Annotated in this window: 10 protein-coding genes, 1 pseudogene and 2 riboswitches; of the genes and pseudogenes, 8 read left to right on the top strand and 3 right to left on the bottom strand. The window is 56.9% G+C overall.

Features of this window, described 5'->3' with window-relative positions:
* Positions 1-65: 65 nt before the first annotated feature.
* Positions 66-176, bottom strand: a riboswitch (TPP riboswitch).
* Between the two features lie 116 nt (positions 177-292).
* From CE153_RS03290 to CE153_RS03280, 3 genes are all read left to right on the top strand, one after another.
* Positions 293-1,306 (top strand): glycosyltransferase family 2 protein, encoded by a 1,014-nt coding sequence (locus CE153_RS03290; protein ID WP_099595112.1) that lies wholly within the window; start codon positions 293-295, stop codon positions 1,304-1,306.
* 243 nt (positions 1,307-1,549) lie between these two features.
* Positions 1,550-2,317 (top strand): polyphosphate--glucose phosphotransferase, encoded by a 768-nt coding sequence (gene ppgK, locus CE153_RS03285; RefSeq protein WP_003834570.1) that lies wholly within the window; start codon positions 1,550-1,552, stop codon positions 2,315-2,317.
* 158 nt (positions 2,318-2,475) lie between these two features.
* Positions 2,476-3,639 carry a pyridoxal phosphate-dependent aminotransferase gene (locus tag CE153_RS03280; RefSeq protein WP_099595304.1) on the top strand — a complete coding sequence of 388 codons (1,164 nt, stop codon included), beginning with the start codon at positions 2,476-2,478 and terminating at the stop codon, positions 3,637-3,639.
* 79 nt (positions 3,640-3,718) lie between these two features.
* On the opposite strand, the gene CE153_RS03275 is transcribed toward CE153_RS03280, so the two are convergent.
* The 3 genes and pseudogenes from CE153_RS03275 to CE153_RS03265 all read right to left on the bottom strand — a co-directional run bounded on the left by CE153_RS03275 (position 3,719) and on the right by CE153_RS03265 (position 7,932).
* Positions 3,719-4,519 carry an ATP-binding cassette domain-containing protein gene (locus CE153_RS03275; RefSeq protein WP_099595111.1) on the bottom strand — a complete coding sequence of 267 codons (801 nt, stop codon included), beginning with the start codon at positions 4,517-4,519 and terminating at the stop codon, positions 3,719-3,721.
* Positions 4,520-4,632: 113 nt separating this feature from the next.
* A pseudogene (locus tag CE153_RS03270) lies at positions 4,633-5,553 on the bottom strand (aryl-sulfate sulfotransferase); the annotation flags it as partial.
* 159 nt (positions 5,554-5,712) lie between these two features.
* A complete protein-coding gene (locus CE153_RS03265) occupies positions 5,713-7,932 on the bottom strand; it encodes a hypothetical protein (RefSeq protein ID WP_236824445.1) in 2,220 nt (739 codons plus the stop codon).
* Between the two features lie 93 nt (positions 7,933-8,025).
* Here CE153_RS03265 and CE153_RS03260 point away from each other — a divergent pair, with 93 nt between their 5' ends.
* From CE153_RS03260 to CE153_RS03240, 5 genes are all read left to right on the top strand, one after another.
* Entirely contained in the window at positions 8,026-11,331 is a 3,306-nt protein-coding gene (locus CE153_RS03260; RefSeq protein WP_236824466.1) for a tetratricopeptide repeat protein, read from the top strand.
* 129 nt (positions 11,332-11,460) lie between these two features.
* Positions 11,461-14,136 carry an NAD-dependent DNA ligase LigA gene (gene ligA / locus CE153_RS03255; RefSeq protein WP_099595109.1) on the top strand — a complete coding sequence of 892 codons (2,676 nt, stop codon included), beginning with the start codon at positions 11,461-11,463 and terminating at the stop codon, positions 14,134-14,136.
* A 93-nt stretch (positions 14,137-14,229) separates the two neighbouring features.
* Positions 14,230-15,351: an Mrp/NBP35 family ATP-binding protein gene (locus CE153_RS03250; protein ID WP_039198599.1), complete on the top strand. Its 1,122-nt coding sequence runs from the start codon at positions 14,230-14,232 to the stop codon at positions 15,349-15,351.
* Positions 15,352-15,501: 150 nt separating this feature from the next.
* Positions 15,502-15,604: riboswitch (TPP riboswitch) on the top strand.
* Between the two features lie 25 nt (positions 15,605-15,629).
* Positions 15,630-16,241 carry an ECF transporter S component gene (locus CE153_RS03245; RefSeq protein ID WP_099595108.1) on the top strand — a complete coding sequence of 204 codons (612 nt, stop codon included), beginning with the start codon at positions 15,630-15,632 and terminating at the stop codon, positions 16,239-16,241.
* 95 nt (positions 16,242-16,336) lie between these two features.
* The coding region (locus CE153_RS03240) for an ATP-binding cassette domain-containing protein (protein WP_442861963.1) at positions 16,337-16,585 on the top strand (249 nt) is incomplete at its 3' end.

Here is a 16,585-nt window from a genome sequence, read left to right as displayed (position 1 = left end):
GATTGTTGCGTTGGATGCCTTTGGTGGCGTCGAACGCATAATCGAAATCGGTTTTTGATGTCACAGCAGTCACTAGACATGCCTCCCTACGCTGGTGTTAGCCATCAGGTTCAAAGGGTTCAGACCTCACTTGGCCCATCTCAACCCGACAAACACGGGTTCCCCTGCATTACGCCGTACATTATGGCAAAGCCGCCCGAAATGTGCAAGGACCTGTTCGCAGAATGGAATCGTGCCGCACGATGCGAACGCCGTCGATGTTCGGTTGAGGGCGAGTGCAAGAATGGAACGCATGACTGAAAAGCAAGTTGCGAAGAACACCATCGGAAAGCTGGCTATCGTCGTGGTGACGTACAAGCGTCAGCAGCTGCTCGCCACCCTGTTCGAGTCCATCGAAAAACTCACTGTGGCGCCGTGGCGCATCATCGTCGTGGACAACGAGCACAGCGATACGACCCAAGGCATGGTCGACGATTTCCGTGAAGCGGTCACCGCGCAGTGGGGCAATACCATCGCCGACCAGTCGGGCAACGAAAGTCGCGTGGTGTACGCGCCGCAATCCGACAACCTCGGCGGCGCAGGCGGCTTCTCCGCGGGTGTGAAGAAGGCATATGAGCTGGGAGCCGAATGGTTCTGGGTGATGGACGACGATGTGGCCGTGATGCCTGAAGCCATCGAACGACTCGCCAAGTGGACCGGCAGTCATGATGTGATCCAGGGCAGTCGATACGACTATGATGGCGGTCCGTTCTACTGGCAATACGATTTCATCATTCCCCTCGGCATCCCCAATCCGATCGCTCCGGCCGCATTCGGACGCCCCGGCTACCGCGTGATGGATACCCTATGTTTCGAAGGAGGGCTATTCCGCCGCAACATCGTCGAACAGATCGGCTTGCCGGATCCGCGTTTCTTCATCTACTGGGACGACACGATGTACGGCTATCGCGCCAGCAAAGTCACCAACCCGATCGTGGTGCCCGACGTGATTCTGCGCCGCACTCGTGAAATCGGCAATTGGGATATCGCCGGCGTACGCCAGCTCAACTCCACCTCCGACATGAACCGTTACCACATCATGCGTAACCGAGGCTACATGGCGCGCTATTTCATGGCGTTCGGCGATTACCGTCCGCTGATGTTCGGTCTGGGTACGCTGCTGACCGCCGCCAAGGAAGTCATCCGTCTGGTGATGGTGGACCGAGAGCATGTGAAGACCGGCTTGGTGCAGATCGCCAAGGGTTGGTGGGATTCTCGCAAGCTGCTGCATGATCCGGATTGGAAGCCGATGCCGCCGCTCAAGTGATGGGTCGCACCGTTTTCAGACGGTCATTTTCTTACTATTCGCCCCATGTCGATGCGTTGAATTGACATGGGGCGAATCGTTTGCAGAAAAAAAGTTGCAGAATAAATCATTTCATTGCGAAAAATTATGCAATCGTATTCACCATTTGTGCTTTTCCGGCGCGTTTTGGGGCATGGGGCGAGTTACTATGGCGCTTACCGGTTCGATAACACCCACTATGTACCTTGATAGGAGAGGTCGAAGATGATTGAAACTGCACAGGCGTTTGGCGTTGACATTGGTGGCTCTGGCATTAAGGCAGCCCCGGTTAACCTCGAAAAGGGCGAGTTTGCCGAACCGCGTCTGAAGATCCTTACCCCGGAAGTTTCCACCCCGAAGGCCGTTGGTGAAATCGTTCGCCAGCAGCTCGAGCATTTCGAGGTTCCCGAATCCGCTCCGGTTGGCATCGCCTTCCCGGCTCCGATCCACGTGGGTGAGAAGCTCGGCTACATGGCCAATCTGGACCAGTCCTGGGTCGGCGTGGATGTCACCGAAGTGTTCTCCGAAGCTTGCGGCCGTCCGGTCACCGTGGTGAACGACGCTGACGCAGCCGGCCTTGCCGAACAGCAGTTCGGCGCAGCCAAGGGCCAGGACGGCCTGGTTGTCGCCACCACGCTGGGCACCGGTATCGGCACTGCGCTGATCTTCAACGGCGAACTCATTCCGAACACCGAGCTTGGGCATCTGGAACTGCTCAAGGGCAAGGGCGACGCCGAAAAGTATGCGGCATCCTCCATCCGTGAAAAGCTTGATATGGGCTACAAGAAGTGGGCCAAGCGACTGACCAAGTACTATTCCCTGATGGAGTTCTACTTGGATCCGCAGCTGTTCGTCGTCGGCGGCGGCGTGTCCCGCGTGTCCGAGAAGTTCTTGCCGTACATCGACATCAAGACCCCGATCGTTGCAGCCAAGTTGCACAATGAGGCTGGCATCATCGGTGCCGCGTACTACGCAAGCACCAAGCAGAAGTGATTCCGTGAACCATTAAGGTTCCCAACCTTCATATAAGCGAGAGCCGTCCGATTTCATCGTCGGGCGGCTCTCGCCATTTCATTAATGATTGTGAGGCGAAAGCATACCATCTTGCTTGACGCAACGACTTGCGCAACCCAAGGAGTATGGTGGAGACCATGCGTTTTTCCTCCAGAGTCGATATCAGCGAGCCCAATTTCATCGCCAAAGCGGAAGCGGAAGCCAAAACAAACGGCATCACGCTCGGCAAACTCAACGACTCCAATCCAACCAAGCATGCGCTCGCGCCGGAATTTCTGCCAGACATATACGGCGCCGAGCCACGCGGCCAACAGTATGCGCGCGAAGCGCTGGCCGCATTCCTTCAAGGGCAAGGCAATGATGTTGCCGTCGAAGACCTGTACATACTGAGCTCAACGTCCGAAGCGTACTCGTGGCTGATCAAGCTCCTGTGCGATGCCGGCGATGCCGTGCTCGCGCCGAAACCCGGCTATCCGCTCATCGAATCGATTGCACGACTCGAATGCATCGACATGATCGAATACCAGCAGCGATTCGACGGATCCTGGTATATCGACGTGGCCGAGCTTCGCGAAGCACTCGAAAGTGAAGAAGGCGAACGTATCCGCGCACTGGTGCTCATTAACCCCAATAATCCGACTGGCTCATATGTCAAACCATCGGAACGTGAAGCCATCGTGCGGCTTTGCCACGACCATGAGGTAGCCATCATCGCCGACGAAGTGTTCTACGATTACGATCTGGAACCGTTCGACGGCAACGCGCGTCTTGCGGGAGAGAAGGGTGCGTTGACTTTCGCATTGGACGGGTTTTCGAAAACGTTGGCCGCGCCGCACGCCAAAGTCGGTTGGATCCAAGTGTCCGGCCCGGCAGGAGAGGTGGAAGAAGCCAAGCGCCGGCTCGACGTGATCGCCGACGACTATCTGCCGATGAGCGAAATCATCGCCAAACAGATTCCCCTCATGCTGCAGGCGGCTCCAGCACAGACTACGCGCATAAAAAACCGCGTGCAAGCCAATCTCACCGCATTGCATGCCATGCTGGACGCCGACGAAAACGGCATGGTCAGTGTATTGCGTGCCGAGGGCGGATGGAACGTGCTGTTGCGCGTGCCGAGCGTACTTGACGAGAACGAGCTGGTATTGGCCATGATCGAACGCCATGGAATTTCAGGCCAACCCGGCTACTTCTTCGATATGACGTCGAACGGCTATCTTGCGATTTCGCTACTGCCGGAATCCAACGAATTCCGACATAATGTGCAAGTGGTGCTTGACACCGTCAACACAATGATCGCTTGAACCGTGCCGCTGTTCCGCAATTAACGCCAAAGGCGGCACAACGACGCCATTCGGACAATACGATCGATCGGAATATGAATCAGGCTTTGGAAGCCTCGTATTTGGCTCGGATGAGATCTGTGTAAAAGGCGACAGCCTCATGTGGATCACCGTCGAACACCACCTGATGGTCGTCGACCACCAGTGTGCGGTCGATCGCATATTCCGCACGTGTGATCAGTTCCGTGTCATGCGTGGCGAACACCACTTGCTTGTCGTAACTGAACAAGGCCTTCGCCACATGCGCGGACGCCACCTCATCCAAACCCTTAGTCGGCTCGTCGGCAACAATCACCGCGGGAGAGAAGCTCAATGCGGAAGCAATCGCCAGCAGATGGCGCTTCTCGCTATCCAACGCGGAAGCAGGGTCGCGCGCGACCGCAGCCAAATCAAAATGCGCGAACAGATTGCCGATAATCGCCTGACGTTCGCTTTCCGGCACCTTATGCTTCTTCAACGGCTCATCAATCGCATCACGAATGGAATCCGCCTTGTAATAACTGTTCGGAATCTCCTCGCGGCGAACACGACCGATCATCGACTCGATACGTTTCAGATCACGCTTCACCGACGGATCGCATACAACGCCATTCGCACCGATGCGTACCGAACCGGAAGTCGCTGTCAACGTGCCATCCAACAACTGCAATAGCGTGGTCTTACCAGAACCATTCAACCCAATCACGGCCACACGCTTGCTTTCCGGAGTGATCGTCAACGACGTCGGCTTCAAACCGATATTGCCATCCTCATACGTGTGGCCAGCCTGGTCGAGCGTGAACGTGACATTATGCGCCACTTCGGGACGCTTGGATGAGAACAACGAATCGAAAAAACCCATGCTCCCATTCTACGGGCGTGCCGAACCCGCCACATACGAAACGGGGACAGAAACCCAAACCCCTACAAGGAGTTCAGATTCCAGTCCCGTCAAGATTCGCGAATGCCTACGCGTCAGGCGAAATAGAATCCCGAGAAATCGTACTTGTACACGCGATAGATGTATGCGCTGTTCAACGTCATATGGAACTGCGCCAACAGATCGCCATCCTCGTCGTACTGGCCGAACAGGCCCTTCATGCCCGAATCGATGAGAATCTGGCCGTTGTCCAATTCCTGTGCGGAACTGACATACGGTGAATACGGCACGTCGAACGATGACACTTCCGTATACGTGTCTGCATTCTCGTCGACCAGATACTTGCGATACTGCGACTCCGCCGTGTCGGAAGACAGTTCGGTCGAGATGCCGTCAATCACCGTCCAGTCAAAATCAGGACGCGTCAGTGAAGTGCCGAAATTATTGTCGAACATGTACAGGTAATATTGGCCGTCAGGCAGCGAATCATCGGCGACGTATGTGATGGAATGCTGTCCGCCGGTATCGGAAAAATCTCCGTTTTTCGTCAGGAAGCTGCTGACCTCATCGGTGCCTGCCCACACGGACGGCTCGCCGATCATATAGTCGAGCGTCGGATCCGATTCCATATCATCCACCTTGATGATGGTGGACGTTTCGCGTGCGGAGAACAACGCGGAACCATCATCCAACAGTTGGATGGTGTTGCAATGCAGCCAATCCCAACGATTCTTGGCGCTCGAATCCGACTCGTCGGTTCCCGCATGCGTGGTGGAGCCCTTATAGTCGGCGAACAGTTCACCGAAATCCACCAAGCTCGTCACACTGCCGGTGGAGGTGCTGAGCTTGATGACCTGATCTTGCACGGCATTGTCATCGCGGCCTATCTCGGTGGCCAACAGCACGATGTCTCCATTGGAATCCATCGCGTAATCGTGGTGCAGAATATAGTCGGATCCAAGATCATAGATCTTCTCCAACTTGCCGAGACGGTTCATCGCCACCATATGGTTCGACAGAAGTGGAAGCGATTGCATAACTGATGTCTCTAACAAGGGTTCATCTCATAGCGAACAGTTACGACACCACTGTTATCCGCAAAACTCGGAACAAACCGGCGATTTTATTGGACGGATCGTAACAAAACCCTGAAATAACCCTGAAAACGCCGTGCCTCATATCAGGGTGAACCACGACTGCACGTCGTGGAACAAACCGGGATCATTGCGTATCATTTCGTCGTCGCGACCATATAGGAACAACGACAACACTGTCACCGCCAACATGAACAGCAGCAGCGCCAGCACCAGTACGCGCAACAGCCAGCGCAGCCGCGGACGATCGCAATCCAGCGCAATGAGCAGCAGAGGCAACGAAGCCAAGGCGAACAGCCAACCGAAATCGGCGATGTAACGCCATCCAAGACCACCCAGCCGCGCGTCAAGCGCCACAATCAGCAAACCCAACAGCAGGAATGTCGTCAGCGTGCGCCACATGACGGCATGGTCACGAGCGTGCATATGCCGGCGCAGGAATGGGCATGCCAGCGAAGCCAATGCGAGAGGTGCCATGACGAACAAGCCTCCAGGCATCGCCTCCGTGAACCCCCAATCCTTCAACGGGGCGGGTTCGACGGCAAGGAACGGGAACATATTCGTCCAACGCAACGGCAAAAACAGATAGTATGCGACCGTCCAAATGAAATTCGACCACGATTGATGGTAACTCGTCATATCCGTGACCGTCAGCTGATACGACGAACCGAAATCGAATGGCGAGGAGAAACGCACCATGTTATAGGCGAACAACGGCACCACCACAACCAATGCGGATACCAGCACGGCCAAAGGCGCACGCAACGCATGCAACATGGCGCAGGCACGCCCATGCTTACCGGAAGCGAACACGCCATCACGCAACTGTTTGGCAATCGCACGAATCTGCGGCCAGAACAAAGGAAACGCGGCGAACGCCACCACCACAAACGACGGACGACAACCCACATTTGCGGCAATGCACACCGAACCGGCAGCCAAACGAGGCAGCGATAACAATCCGACCGCATTCCCCTCGCCGTCCTCGCCAGCGTAGGCCGTGGATGGACGTTCGGCTCCCAACCATAGCCACAAGCCCAACGTGCTCAACAACAAAGACGCCGCGATCGGCACCGAATAGAAATTCGTCCGATACCACAAATACGGAGCATTCGACGCCAACAACACAAACACGCACAACATGCTGACCGCAGCCACCGAAACATGCGGACGCACACGCTTGATCACACGAATCGTCAACAGGCACGCGAACACCAAAAAACCAAACATCAGCAACGGCACCGCAGCGCCCGACGGCATCATCAGACCACCATCAACCCACAACGACGTTATTGCACGATACGGCACAAACAACAGCAACGCCGGCACCACACCAAAATACGAATACCAACGTCCATTGAAAAACGCATAATCCCAATACACAGGACTCACGCCATCGGCAAGCAACTGCTGCCGGGTCGCCACATCATACGGATCATCCGCATCACGCAACCCCTGGGGCACATCCAAATCAAGCCACGCATGACCATCAAGCAACGCCCGAGCCACATGATCATACTGATCGTAATCATACGTATACATGCCATCCGTATGAAAGCTCAACGGCACGGCATACACCAACTGCCACACCACCACCGCAGCAGTCACCAACCCAGGAACCGTCAGCAACACGCCCAACGCCACCCGCTGACGCACACTCGACGTATCCAACGGCACCTTCCACAAGCGCGAACCCGGACGCCACAACGCCACCAACACCATCACCAACACCAACAACGCCACACGCAGCGGACTCACCGAAAAAGGCACACGCACATTCGCACGCACCGCCTCAAACGGAATCAAAGACCCCTTCGGCTCCACCACCTGCACACGCACCGTACGACCAGCCGCAGCCCTCACATACAATGAACGAGACGAATCCAACGACACCGAAGTAAGCTCACACGCCCTACGATCAGCATCAGGACGCACACGCACCGTACGCAACACGCGCTCACCCTGCCGCTCAGCCCCCTGCAACACCTCATCAGAAACAGGAACAACACGCACATAATCCGACGAACCATCCGCCGCCACCTGCAAATACGCCTGCGTCGGATCAGTAACCTCCAACAACCCATCATCACGACGCTCAAGCCCCGGCCCCAACGTGTTATACGCAGCCGCCGAATCACCCGACGCCGCCAACGACTGGAAAAAAGGCACATTACACAACACGCACTCAACCAACGCCACCACAACAAAAGCGACTACAATAGCTGCGCGCACACGATGACGCGCCTGAAAACGCTGTTTCGAAAAAACCACAAATATTATTCTAAAGGCTGCATGTCGCATTGAATTGAAAGAATAGCCCACATGTCACACCTCACACCAGCATCGCCATCAGCACACCATCCACACCAAGGACGGACCATGCTCAACCACGCCATGCAAGGGGTACGACAACTCATCAACCACAACAAACACCCCCACAACACCACCGACACCAACCCCTTCGGCAAAGCCCTCAACACGCCAGACGACATCGTCGCCGAACTCACCCGCAACGCCATCAAACTCAACCCACTCATCAAACGGCACATCATCAAAGGCTTCGAAGGCGTACCAAACACACTCCAACTCGGCTGGGCACAACTACCGCAAACCCAAGGCAAAGCCTTCTCCATCGGCCTATTCACCGACACCAACCACTTCGCACAAATCGCGCTCGCCGACAGCAAAGCGCGCGTCTTCGCAGGCACCGATCCCGAAATGGACGTGCAGGAACTGGATCCACGCTTCATCTTCGTCAAAGAGGAGACCCTCACTCTGCCGGACGGCCCACGATTCGGGCATGCTGCGAACGGCACGCCAAAAATGGTACGCGCATCACAAGGCGGTGTCGTAGGGCGCATGCCCGGAGGACGCATGATGTGGCTCGCATCCTGGCTCAAAGTCGGCAACCGCTACACGCTCGAACAGATGCGCGCCAACCTGCCGGAAGCCATGCGATTCGACCTGGAATACCGTGACGCCATCACCATCGCGTTCTTCGCGGCCTACATGCTGCCGCAAATGAACGGACTACTCGTAGGATTCGGCACTGGCAACATCTTCCGCAGACTCAACAGAGAAGCGCCTATGGGCGCGATCCGCCGATCCATCAGAGATACGATGAGTGCCCGCTCGCACGGCATGCGCGCCTCCGGACTCGAGGATTATTTCGCCGACCTCATGCGCGAGGCCGGGGCGCTCGACAAAGACCAAGGCCTTGAGGCCGTGCATGGCGCGGAACCGCTGCACCTGTACACGTCCAGCTATTCCGGCTGCTACTTCTTCGCATGGGATTCCACGTTGCCGTTCTCAGCATCGTTGCGTGCGTTGAACATCGAAGGCAATCTCAACCGTTTCGCCGCAGTCAGCTCATGGTTGGAACGCAACGCCCGTATCGGCAAGCTCCCCACGGAAGACACCGTGACACGGGCCGAAGCGGCGCAGATCGACATGGCGCTGCTGGAAAATCCGGCGTTGATCGCATTGAAACCGGATGACGAATTCGGCGCAATCCTCGACTCCCAACAGGATGATGGCGTGCAGGCCGTCATGCGTTTGGTGGACATTGCCTCGGAAACCAGGCGTTCCATTGCCGAAAACACGACGGTCGGCACGGACAGCGTCGCCTTCGGCAGCGAAGGCGGTTCGGAATGGGTGTACCGCCAGACAATGTCTCGGCTGCTACGCAGCATGCGCCTTCCGTACCGTTTCGACGTGGATTTCCGATGCAGCCTCAAGGACGGCAATATGGCGATCGGCTTCACTTCCGCAGGCGTTTCCATGATGCCGTCCACCAGATACGATGCGGCACGCCATGCATGGGTGGATATGACGGACGCCGAACGCGCTCGCATGAGCGCGGACTACAATCTGCGTGTCGGACTGATGATGGCTGCGTTGAGTTTCGGTGCCGATCCAGGCATCCAGCGCGTATCGATGCATATCGATTCGATTGGTTTGGAAGAGGCCGTGGTCGAGCAGGATTCCGCCATCAGCGAGCTGATGAGCGAGGCATTGGCCGCGTTCGAACGAATCCGTACCGGAGATATGGGCGTTTCCGGATCCAAAGCCGATCCGAAAGACGGCGATTTCCATGGGGATCCGTCTCGGCCGGTGACGCCGAAAACCGCTGACTTGGGTGTCGATGGCGGTGACGGTGATGATGCGGACGATTCGCTGAACAGACAGTTCGAGGATTTGATAAAGGATATCGACTTCGACGAGATGACGTTTGCGGTTCCTGACGAAGCTGCAAACGAGTCCACCGGAGAGGAGGGCGATTCCGAGCATTTCACGCATGACGGTCTTGATGCTGGTTTGATTGGCTATAACGATTTCGACGGGGATGGCGACGATCCGTTGAGCCAGCTTCGCAAGAATCCGACCGTGCGCAATCTGGTGACGGTCACCTTTACCAGAGGCGAGTTCATGGAACGGTTAGGTGAGTGCGGACTGTCTGACCCGACAGGTACGTACCGCATGTTCGACGCGGAAATGGATGTGGATGGTCTTGGCGCATTGAAACCAGTGGATGCCGCGCTCAACCTGCGTGACAGCCGTTTCTCTCCGGCGGGAAGCCAAGAGGAGCCCGAGCTTTCCGATGTCACATTCGACCATGATACGGCGCAACTGTTCGGCTGCCGCGACATGTCGGGGCTGTCCATCCAGCGTGTGGACCTGCTGCAGCGCGCGGTTGGTGAATTCCATAGGATCGCGCAGGATCCCCTTCTGGAGTCGGTAGCCAAAGCGAAGCAGGCCATGGACATCATCAACGCCATCGCCGACCCTGAGTTAACGGCCTTGGCTCCGCAAGTGACAAGCGCTCTTATTGATGGCAAGGACACGCCGGATTTCTCGTTCCGCGTGGCCGACGAGCTCGATGCGGAACGCATCAAGGCGAGGGACCTGCTGTTTTCCGGGCAGGTCGATCAGAGCGTGGAATTGGTCGAAGCAGCGCTGGAACGAATGGATCAGCTGTTCGCTTCGAATCCGGGCGTGCCACGGTATTTCAACTCGTATGCGGAACGTGTCATCTATAACCGTATGTTTGCCACGGAAGGCGAACGTACCGTGCTTATCCCTGACAACCTGTTCTATGCGCATATGGAACTAGCCGACGTGCTCGCACAGGTCAAAGGCGTCAAGGCCGCGCTGCCGCATCTCAACGCGATGGTGCGATACGCGCCGGCCTATCCGCTCTCGCACCTCAAACTGGCGGTGCAGTTGGCACGCTCCGAGGATTGGGATCCAGCCAGAGCGGCTTGCCTCAACGCGTTGCATGTCGCACTTGACCGTGAGGACGCATCGTTCGCCTACTATAGGCTTGCCTACGCGGAATGGATGTGCGATCACTTCGACATCGCGGCCGCCGCATATATCATGAGCGAGGAGATCGCACCGGCGCGTATCGCCATGTTGGAGGGTGAGCTTCAGGAATTGATCGGACGTGCGCAGTCGCAGTGCATTCCGGTGCCTACCAATGTGTCGGAAGCCATGCATGTGCTTACGCAGGCTGGACTGCCGGTATGGCCCAACACACAGGTTGCATCCTTGGTACGCAAGGCCGCGCGAGTCTGCGTGGACGAGGGCATGTTCGTGCCGGCACGTACGCTTTCGGTTGCCGCTTCAAGGATGGATGATGAGGAGCGCGACGGTGCCGATGTGGTGCAGATGCAGTTCCTGAGGTCGTTGAACAACTGACCGGCACCATCCGGGGCGAACAATTCAGCGTCGACGGCACGTTAGTCGAACATTTGTGCGATACTGTTCGAAGCGTCGCCGACCGACAGCACTGAAAGCACATCGAACAATGTTGACAAGGTAGTGACAATGACAAGGCATGACGATTCCGAACAGCTCGCATGGGATTTTGACGCTCCCGAAACGGATGGCGGCGCCATGGGCACGTCGACGCCCGTGTCGGCAGACGAGGGAGCCGCCTCATATGCGCCGGGAAGCGAACAGTGGATCGCCGCATTGCAGCCGACAGATGCGGACGCCATGCGACTGGACAGGATCGACGTTTCATCGATGAGCGCCGAGGCCGCGGCACGATTGTGGGCGCGAGTGGCAGCATGGGTGGAATCCGATCAGATCGCATACTATATCGATGATGCGCCGGTCTCATCTGATGCGGCCTACGATGCGAGAATGCGCTGCCTACAGGCTTTGGAAGCGCAGTTTCCATCCCTCGACTCCACGCAATCGCCGACGCATCGTGTTGGGGGCACCTTCTCCAACGATTTCGCATCAGTGCGTCACCCGTCACGCATGATGAGTCTTGACGATGTCTTTTCGCTTGAGGAATTACGCGAATGGTATGACAGTGTCATCCGAGGTCTTGATTGGCCGGACACGAAGCCCCTGCCAATGACCTGCGAAGTGAAGATTGACGGGCTTGCGCTCAATCTCATCTACCATAATGGCGTGCTTGAACAGGGCCTGACCAGAGGCGACGGTGTGACTGGCGAAGATATCACACTCAATGTGCGCACCATCTCCACCATTCCACAGAATCTTGCCGGGCCAGAGGAGGATATTCCTGAATTCGTGGAGATTCGCGGCGAGGTTTTCATGCGATGGGATGATTTCAACACGCTCAACAGGGAAAGCGAGGATGCGGGACGCGCGCCTTTCGCCAATCCGCGCAACGCGGCCGCAGGAAGCCTGCGTCAGAAGGACCCGCGCATCACCTCCACCAGAAGGCTTAGTTTCTACGCGCATGGTATCGGCACGCTCCAATGGGGCGCCAAACGAGGCGACGGCCACGATATCGTCAACAACCAATCCGAGGCGTACGAGCTATACAAGAAGTGGGGTATACCGGTCTCTCCGCACAATCGTGAAGTCACCACATTCAGCCAAATCCTCGACATGATCGACTATTACGGTGAGCATCGCGGTGACATCGAGCATGCGCTCGACGGCATCGTCGTGAAAGTGGACGATCTGGGGTTGCAGCGGTCGCTGGGTGCGACCTCGCGTGCGCCACGTTGGGCCATCGCCTACAAGTATCCGCCGGAGGAAGTCAACACGGAGTTGCTCGACATCACCGTGCAAGTGGGGCGTACCGGCCGCGTGACGCCGGTGGCCATTCTGAAGCCCGTATATGTTGCGGGTTCAACGGTGTCGAGAACCACTTTGCATAATCCGTTCGAGGTGGAACGTAAAGGCGTGCTTATCGGCGACACCGTTGTGGTGCGCAAGGCAGGCGATGTGATTCCCGAACTTGTAGGTCCAGTGTTGGAGCGTAGGGAAGGGTGCGAAGACCAGCTGCGCCGTTTCGTGATGCCTTCGCATTGCCCGAGCTGTGGGGCACAACTCGCTCCGGCCAAAGAGGGGGACAAGGATATCCGCTGTCCGAACGTGGAATCCTGCCCGGCACAGTTAACCGAACGCATCATCAACCTGGCATCCAGAAAGGCGTTCGATATCGAACATCTGGGTGACCAATCGGCCATCGCGTTGACGAATCCGGAAGAGGATCGCCCCGATTCGGTGGCGACCTACGCGCCGAACATCACCGAAATCGTGGTGGCACCGGGGCAGGAGCCCGAACCGTACGAGCCGGTGGAAGGGCTGGAACTGCCGGCCCGGCAAACGCCGGTGTTGTCCAGTGAGGCCGGCCTGTTCTCGCTGACAGCCTCCGACCTGCAGGATGTTCGCGTATGGCGAGAAGCGCCAATCATCGAAATCCACGAAACCGTCGGCAAGAACGGTAAGCCGAAAAAAATGCGCAAACGTATCGGCGGATCAGGCCTATGGCATCAGGTCCCGGCGTTTTGGACAACTCCGACATCGGCGAGAAAACGTAAGGACGAAGTCGATGAATCCGCGGAATATCCCGGATATGACGTGCCTGAGGATGCCATGGTGGTCCGAGAGGAAACCAAGGTATCTCGTTCCGGAGCATCCAGCGTGCAGCCGGTATATATACGTCCTGCGGAAAACACAAGGAAAATGCTTGACGAAATGGACAAGGCACGCCACGCCGACTTATGGCGTGTGCTTGTAGCCCTGTCGATCCGGCGCCTCGGCCCGCCCACGGCACGTGTTATCGCCAATGCGTTCGGATCGCTTGACGCCATCGAACGCGCCAGTGTGGACGAACTGTCTCAGATAGACGGCATCGGTCCGGAGATTGCGGAATCGGTGGTCACGTGGTTCGCATCGGCCAAGGAACCAGGCGATTGGCGTGGCACGGTGTTGGAAGCATGGAAGGCTGCTGGAGTCGGCGTGGAGCAGGCTGAAATCAGTACACTACCGCAGACGCTTGAAGGCAAGACAGTGGTCGTCACCGGTTCGTTGATTGATTTTTCGCGTGACTCCGCCAAAGAAGCGATTATCTCCCGCGGTGGAAGAGCCTCAGGATCCGTCAGCAAGAAAACCGATTGGGTGGTCGTTGGCGAAAACGCCGGCGCCAAGGCCGCCAAGGCAGAGGAATTAGGCGTTCCCATGTTAAACGAGGACCAGTTCAAAATACTGCTGGAAAACGGAACGGTGTGACGTCGGAACGTCAAGCTGGCAACATAATCGCAAGAAGGCTCTGGCATGCCGCGCCTCAAGACGCTAGTCTGGTACGCGGTTAAAGGAGGAACCATGACCGACGAGCGTACCATTGAAGCACGCATCTATGAGCGACTCAGCAAAGTGATCGATCCCGAGCTGGGGCGGTCCGTGACCGATCTGGGCATGATCGCAGCCATCGATGCGATACCGGTGGAAGGCAAAACGAACACTTACGAAGTCCGTGTGGAAGTCGAGCTGACGGTGGAAGGCTGCCCATTATCGCAGACCATCACCAACCAAATCAACGGAGCGGTGGCATCCTACCCGGATGCGACGCTGCTGCCGCGTATCGAAGTCGGATCCATGAGCCAAGACAAGCTCACCCAACTCGTTGCAGGTCTCAAAGCCGATCGCAAGCAGAACCCCTTTAATAAGCCGGGCATCAAAACCCGTATTTTCGCCATAGCATCCGGCAAAGGCGGTGTCGGCAAATCGTCCGTCACCGCGAATCTTGCCGCCACTTTCGCGGCGCTCGGTTATGATACGGCCGCCATTGACGCCGACATCTACGGGTTCTCGCTGCCGCGACTGTTCGGCGTGCATGCGCAACCCACCAATCTGAATGGTATGCTCATGCCCGTCACCGCTTGGGGGGTGAAACTGATTTCCATCGGCATGTTCGCGGGCGCCGATCGTGCGATCCTTTGGAGAGGGCCGAGACTGCAGCGTTCGCTCGAACAATTCCTTTCGGATGTGTGGTGGGGCGAGCCCGACGTGCTTCTGCTTGACTTGGCTCCGGGCACCGGCGATATGGCGATTTCCGTGGCCCAGGCCCTGCCAAATGCGGAACTGGTGGTGATCACCACGCCGCAGCCGTCCGCATCCGACATCGCAGTACGCTCCGGCTTGGTGGCGCTGCAGGTGCCGATGAAAGTGCGCGGCGTCGTAGAGAACATGAGCTATTACGAGCATAAGGGTGAACGTCTGCGGATTTTCGGCGAAGGCGGTGGTACGCGCGTATCGGAACAGCTGACCGAAAGCCTCGGCTATGACGTTCCTTTGCTCGCTCAGCTTCCACTGGAACCGGAATTGCGGGAGACTGGTGAGGACGGACGTCCGGCCGTGCTGAATGAGGATGGCTCGTTACGTGCCGACGGTATTGGCGAGACATTCAGGAACCTAGCTGAATCATTGATGTGCAGACCTCTGTAAAACTCTATGGAACCGTGTTTCCGTGCTGCATTCAGTACGGGAGGGAAACCCGTGAAGACAGGCCATTGCAAAAATCCGAGCGTGCTCTATGCCGGAAACGAAGCGAAAATGAAACAGCCCTTGTGAAAATCTTGTGCCTTGTGTAGTATCAAGCGCAGACACGGGGGCCGTATGGCTGAGAGGAAGCAAACGCTTCGACCGTATGAACGTATACCGGGTAATGCCGGCGCACGGACGTCTCTCTTTTCCCGTGCCTTGACATAAAGAAAGGCACATTCATGACCGTAAATGAATCTTCCGCGGTGAAGAAGCACAACAACAAATGGCGAGTCGTTGATATCGTTGTGGCCGCCATCGTCGCGGTTGCAGCTGGTGTGATTTTCTGGGGCTGGGATGTTATCTGCGCGGCTCCGATCACGCTGTTCGAAGCGGTGACGCCTGGCTTCGAAGGCCTACTGAACGGCATCTGGCTATTTGCAGGACCTCTGGCCGCCCTTATTGTGCGAAAGCCTGGTGCTGCGCTGTTCGCCGAAACCCTTGCTGCCGCTATAGAACTCGCCATGGGCAATCCCTGGGGCATCGGCGGTTCCCTGATCATTGGCATCTGCCAAGGTCTTACTGCCGAAATCGGCTTTGCGATTTTCGCGTACAAGCGTTGGGATTTGCTGTCGGCCACCATTTCCGGCACCCTCGCCGGTTTGGGATGCTTCCTCTACAACTGGACCGTAAACCCCGCCTGGGCAGGCTTGCGTATTGCCGTCAACTGCGTCACTTCCGTTATTTCCGGCGCTTTGGTGGCTGGAGTCCTGATGTATCTGCTGCAGCAGGCTATCGCCAAAACAGGCGTGCTTGACCGTTTCGAATCCGGTCGTGCGCAGACTCTGGTCTGACGATTCGTTTGTGAAGTCCCGTATCGCATTCACGGTGGGTGGATACGGGACTTCTTTGATGCGTGTTCGCCTTACGAACGCCAAATGCAAAAGGAATGAAAGAACGATTCATGGGTACTGATGCAGAAAAATCGTTTTCCGCAGCCGGGGTGGTCGCACGCGATTGGGGATGGCGACATGCCTCACGTAAGGATTTTGCGTTAAGGCATGTGGACTTCACCATACAGCCGGGGGAGCGTGTGTTGCTGTTGGGTGCTTCCGGTGCCGGAAAATCGACGTTGATGGCCGGTCTTGCCGGCGTGCTCGGCGGTGATGATGAAGGTGAACTCGAGGGTGAGCTGCTG

The sequence above is a fragment of the Bifidobacterium sp. N4G05 genome, from assembly GCF_002742445.1.
Lineage (GTDB): Bacteria > Actinomycetota > Actinomycetes > Actinomycetales > Bifidobacteriaceae > Bifidobacterium > Bifidobacterium hominis.
Note: the sequence above shows the minus strand (reverse complement) of the source record. Positions and strands in the feature narration are given on the sequence as shown.

Bases quoted from the DNA above. Each gene is read 5' to 3' on its own strand.
- CE153_RS03250 (WP_039198599.1), top strand. From the start codon at position 14,230: ATGACCGACGAGCGTACCATTGAAGCACGCATCTATGAGCGACTCAGC.
- CE153_RS03245 (WP_099595108.1), top strand. From the start codon at position 15,630: ATGACCGTAAATGAATCTTCCGCGGTGAAGAAGCACAACAACAAATGG.
- ligA (WP_099595109.1), top strand. From the start codon at position 11,461: ATGACAAGGCATGACGATTCCGAACAGCTCGCATGGGATTTTGACGCT.
- CE153_RS03265 (WP_236824445.1), bottom strand. From the start codon at position 7,932: ATGCGACATGCAGCCTTTAGAATAATATTTGTGGTTTTTTCGAAACAG.
- ppgK (WP_003834570.1), top strand. From the start codon at position 1,550: ATGATTGAAACTGCACAGGCGTTTGGCGTTGACATTGGTGGCTCTGGC.
- CE153_RS03260 (WP_236824466.1), top strand. From the start codon at position 8,026: ATGCAAGGGGTACGACAACTCATCAACCACAACAAACACCCCCACAAC.
- CE153_RS03275 (WP_099595111.1), bottom strand. From the start codon at position 4,519: ATGGGTTTTTTCGATTCGTTGTTCTCATCCAAGCGTCCCGAAGTGGCG.
- CE153_RS03280 (WP_099595304.1), top strand. From the start codon at position 2,476: ATGCGTTTTTCCTCCAGAGTCGATATCAGCGAGCCCAATTTCATCGCC.
- CE153_RS03290 (WP_099595112.1), top strand. From the start codon at position 293: ATGACTGAAAAGCAAGTTGCGAAGAACACCATCGGAAAGCTGGCTATC.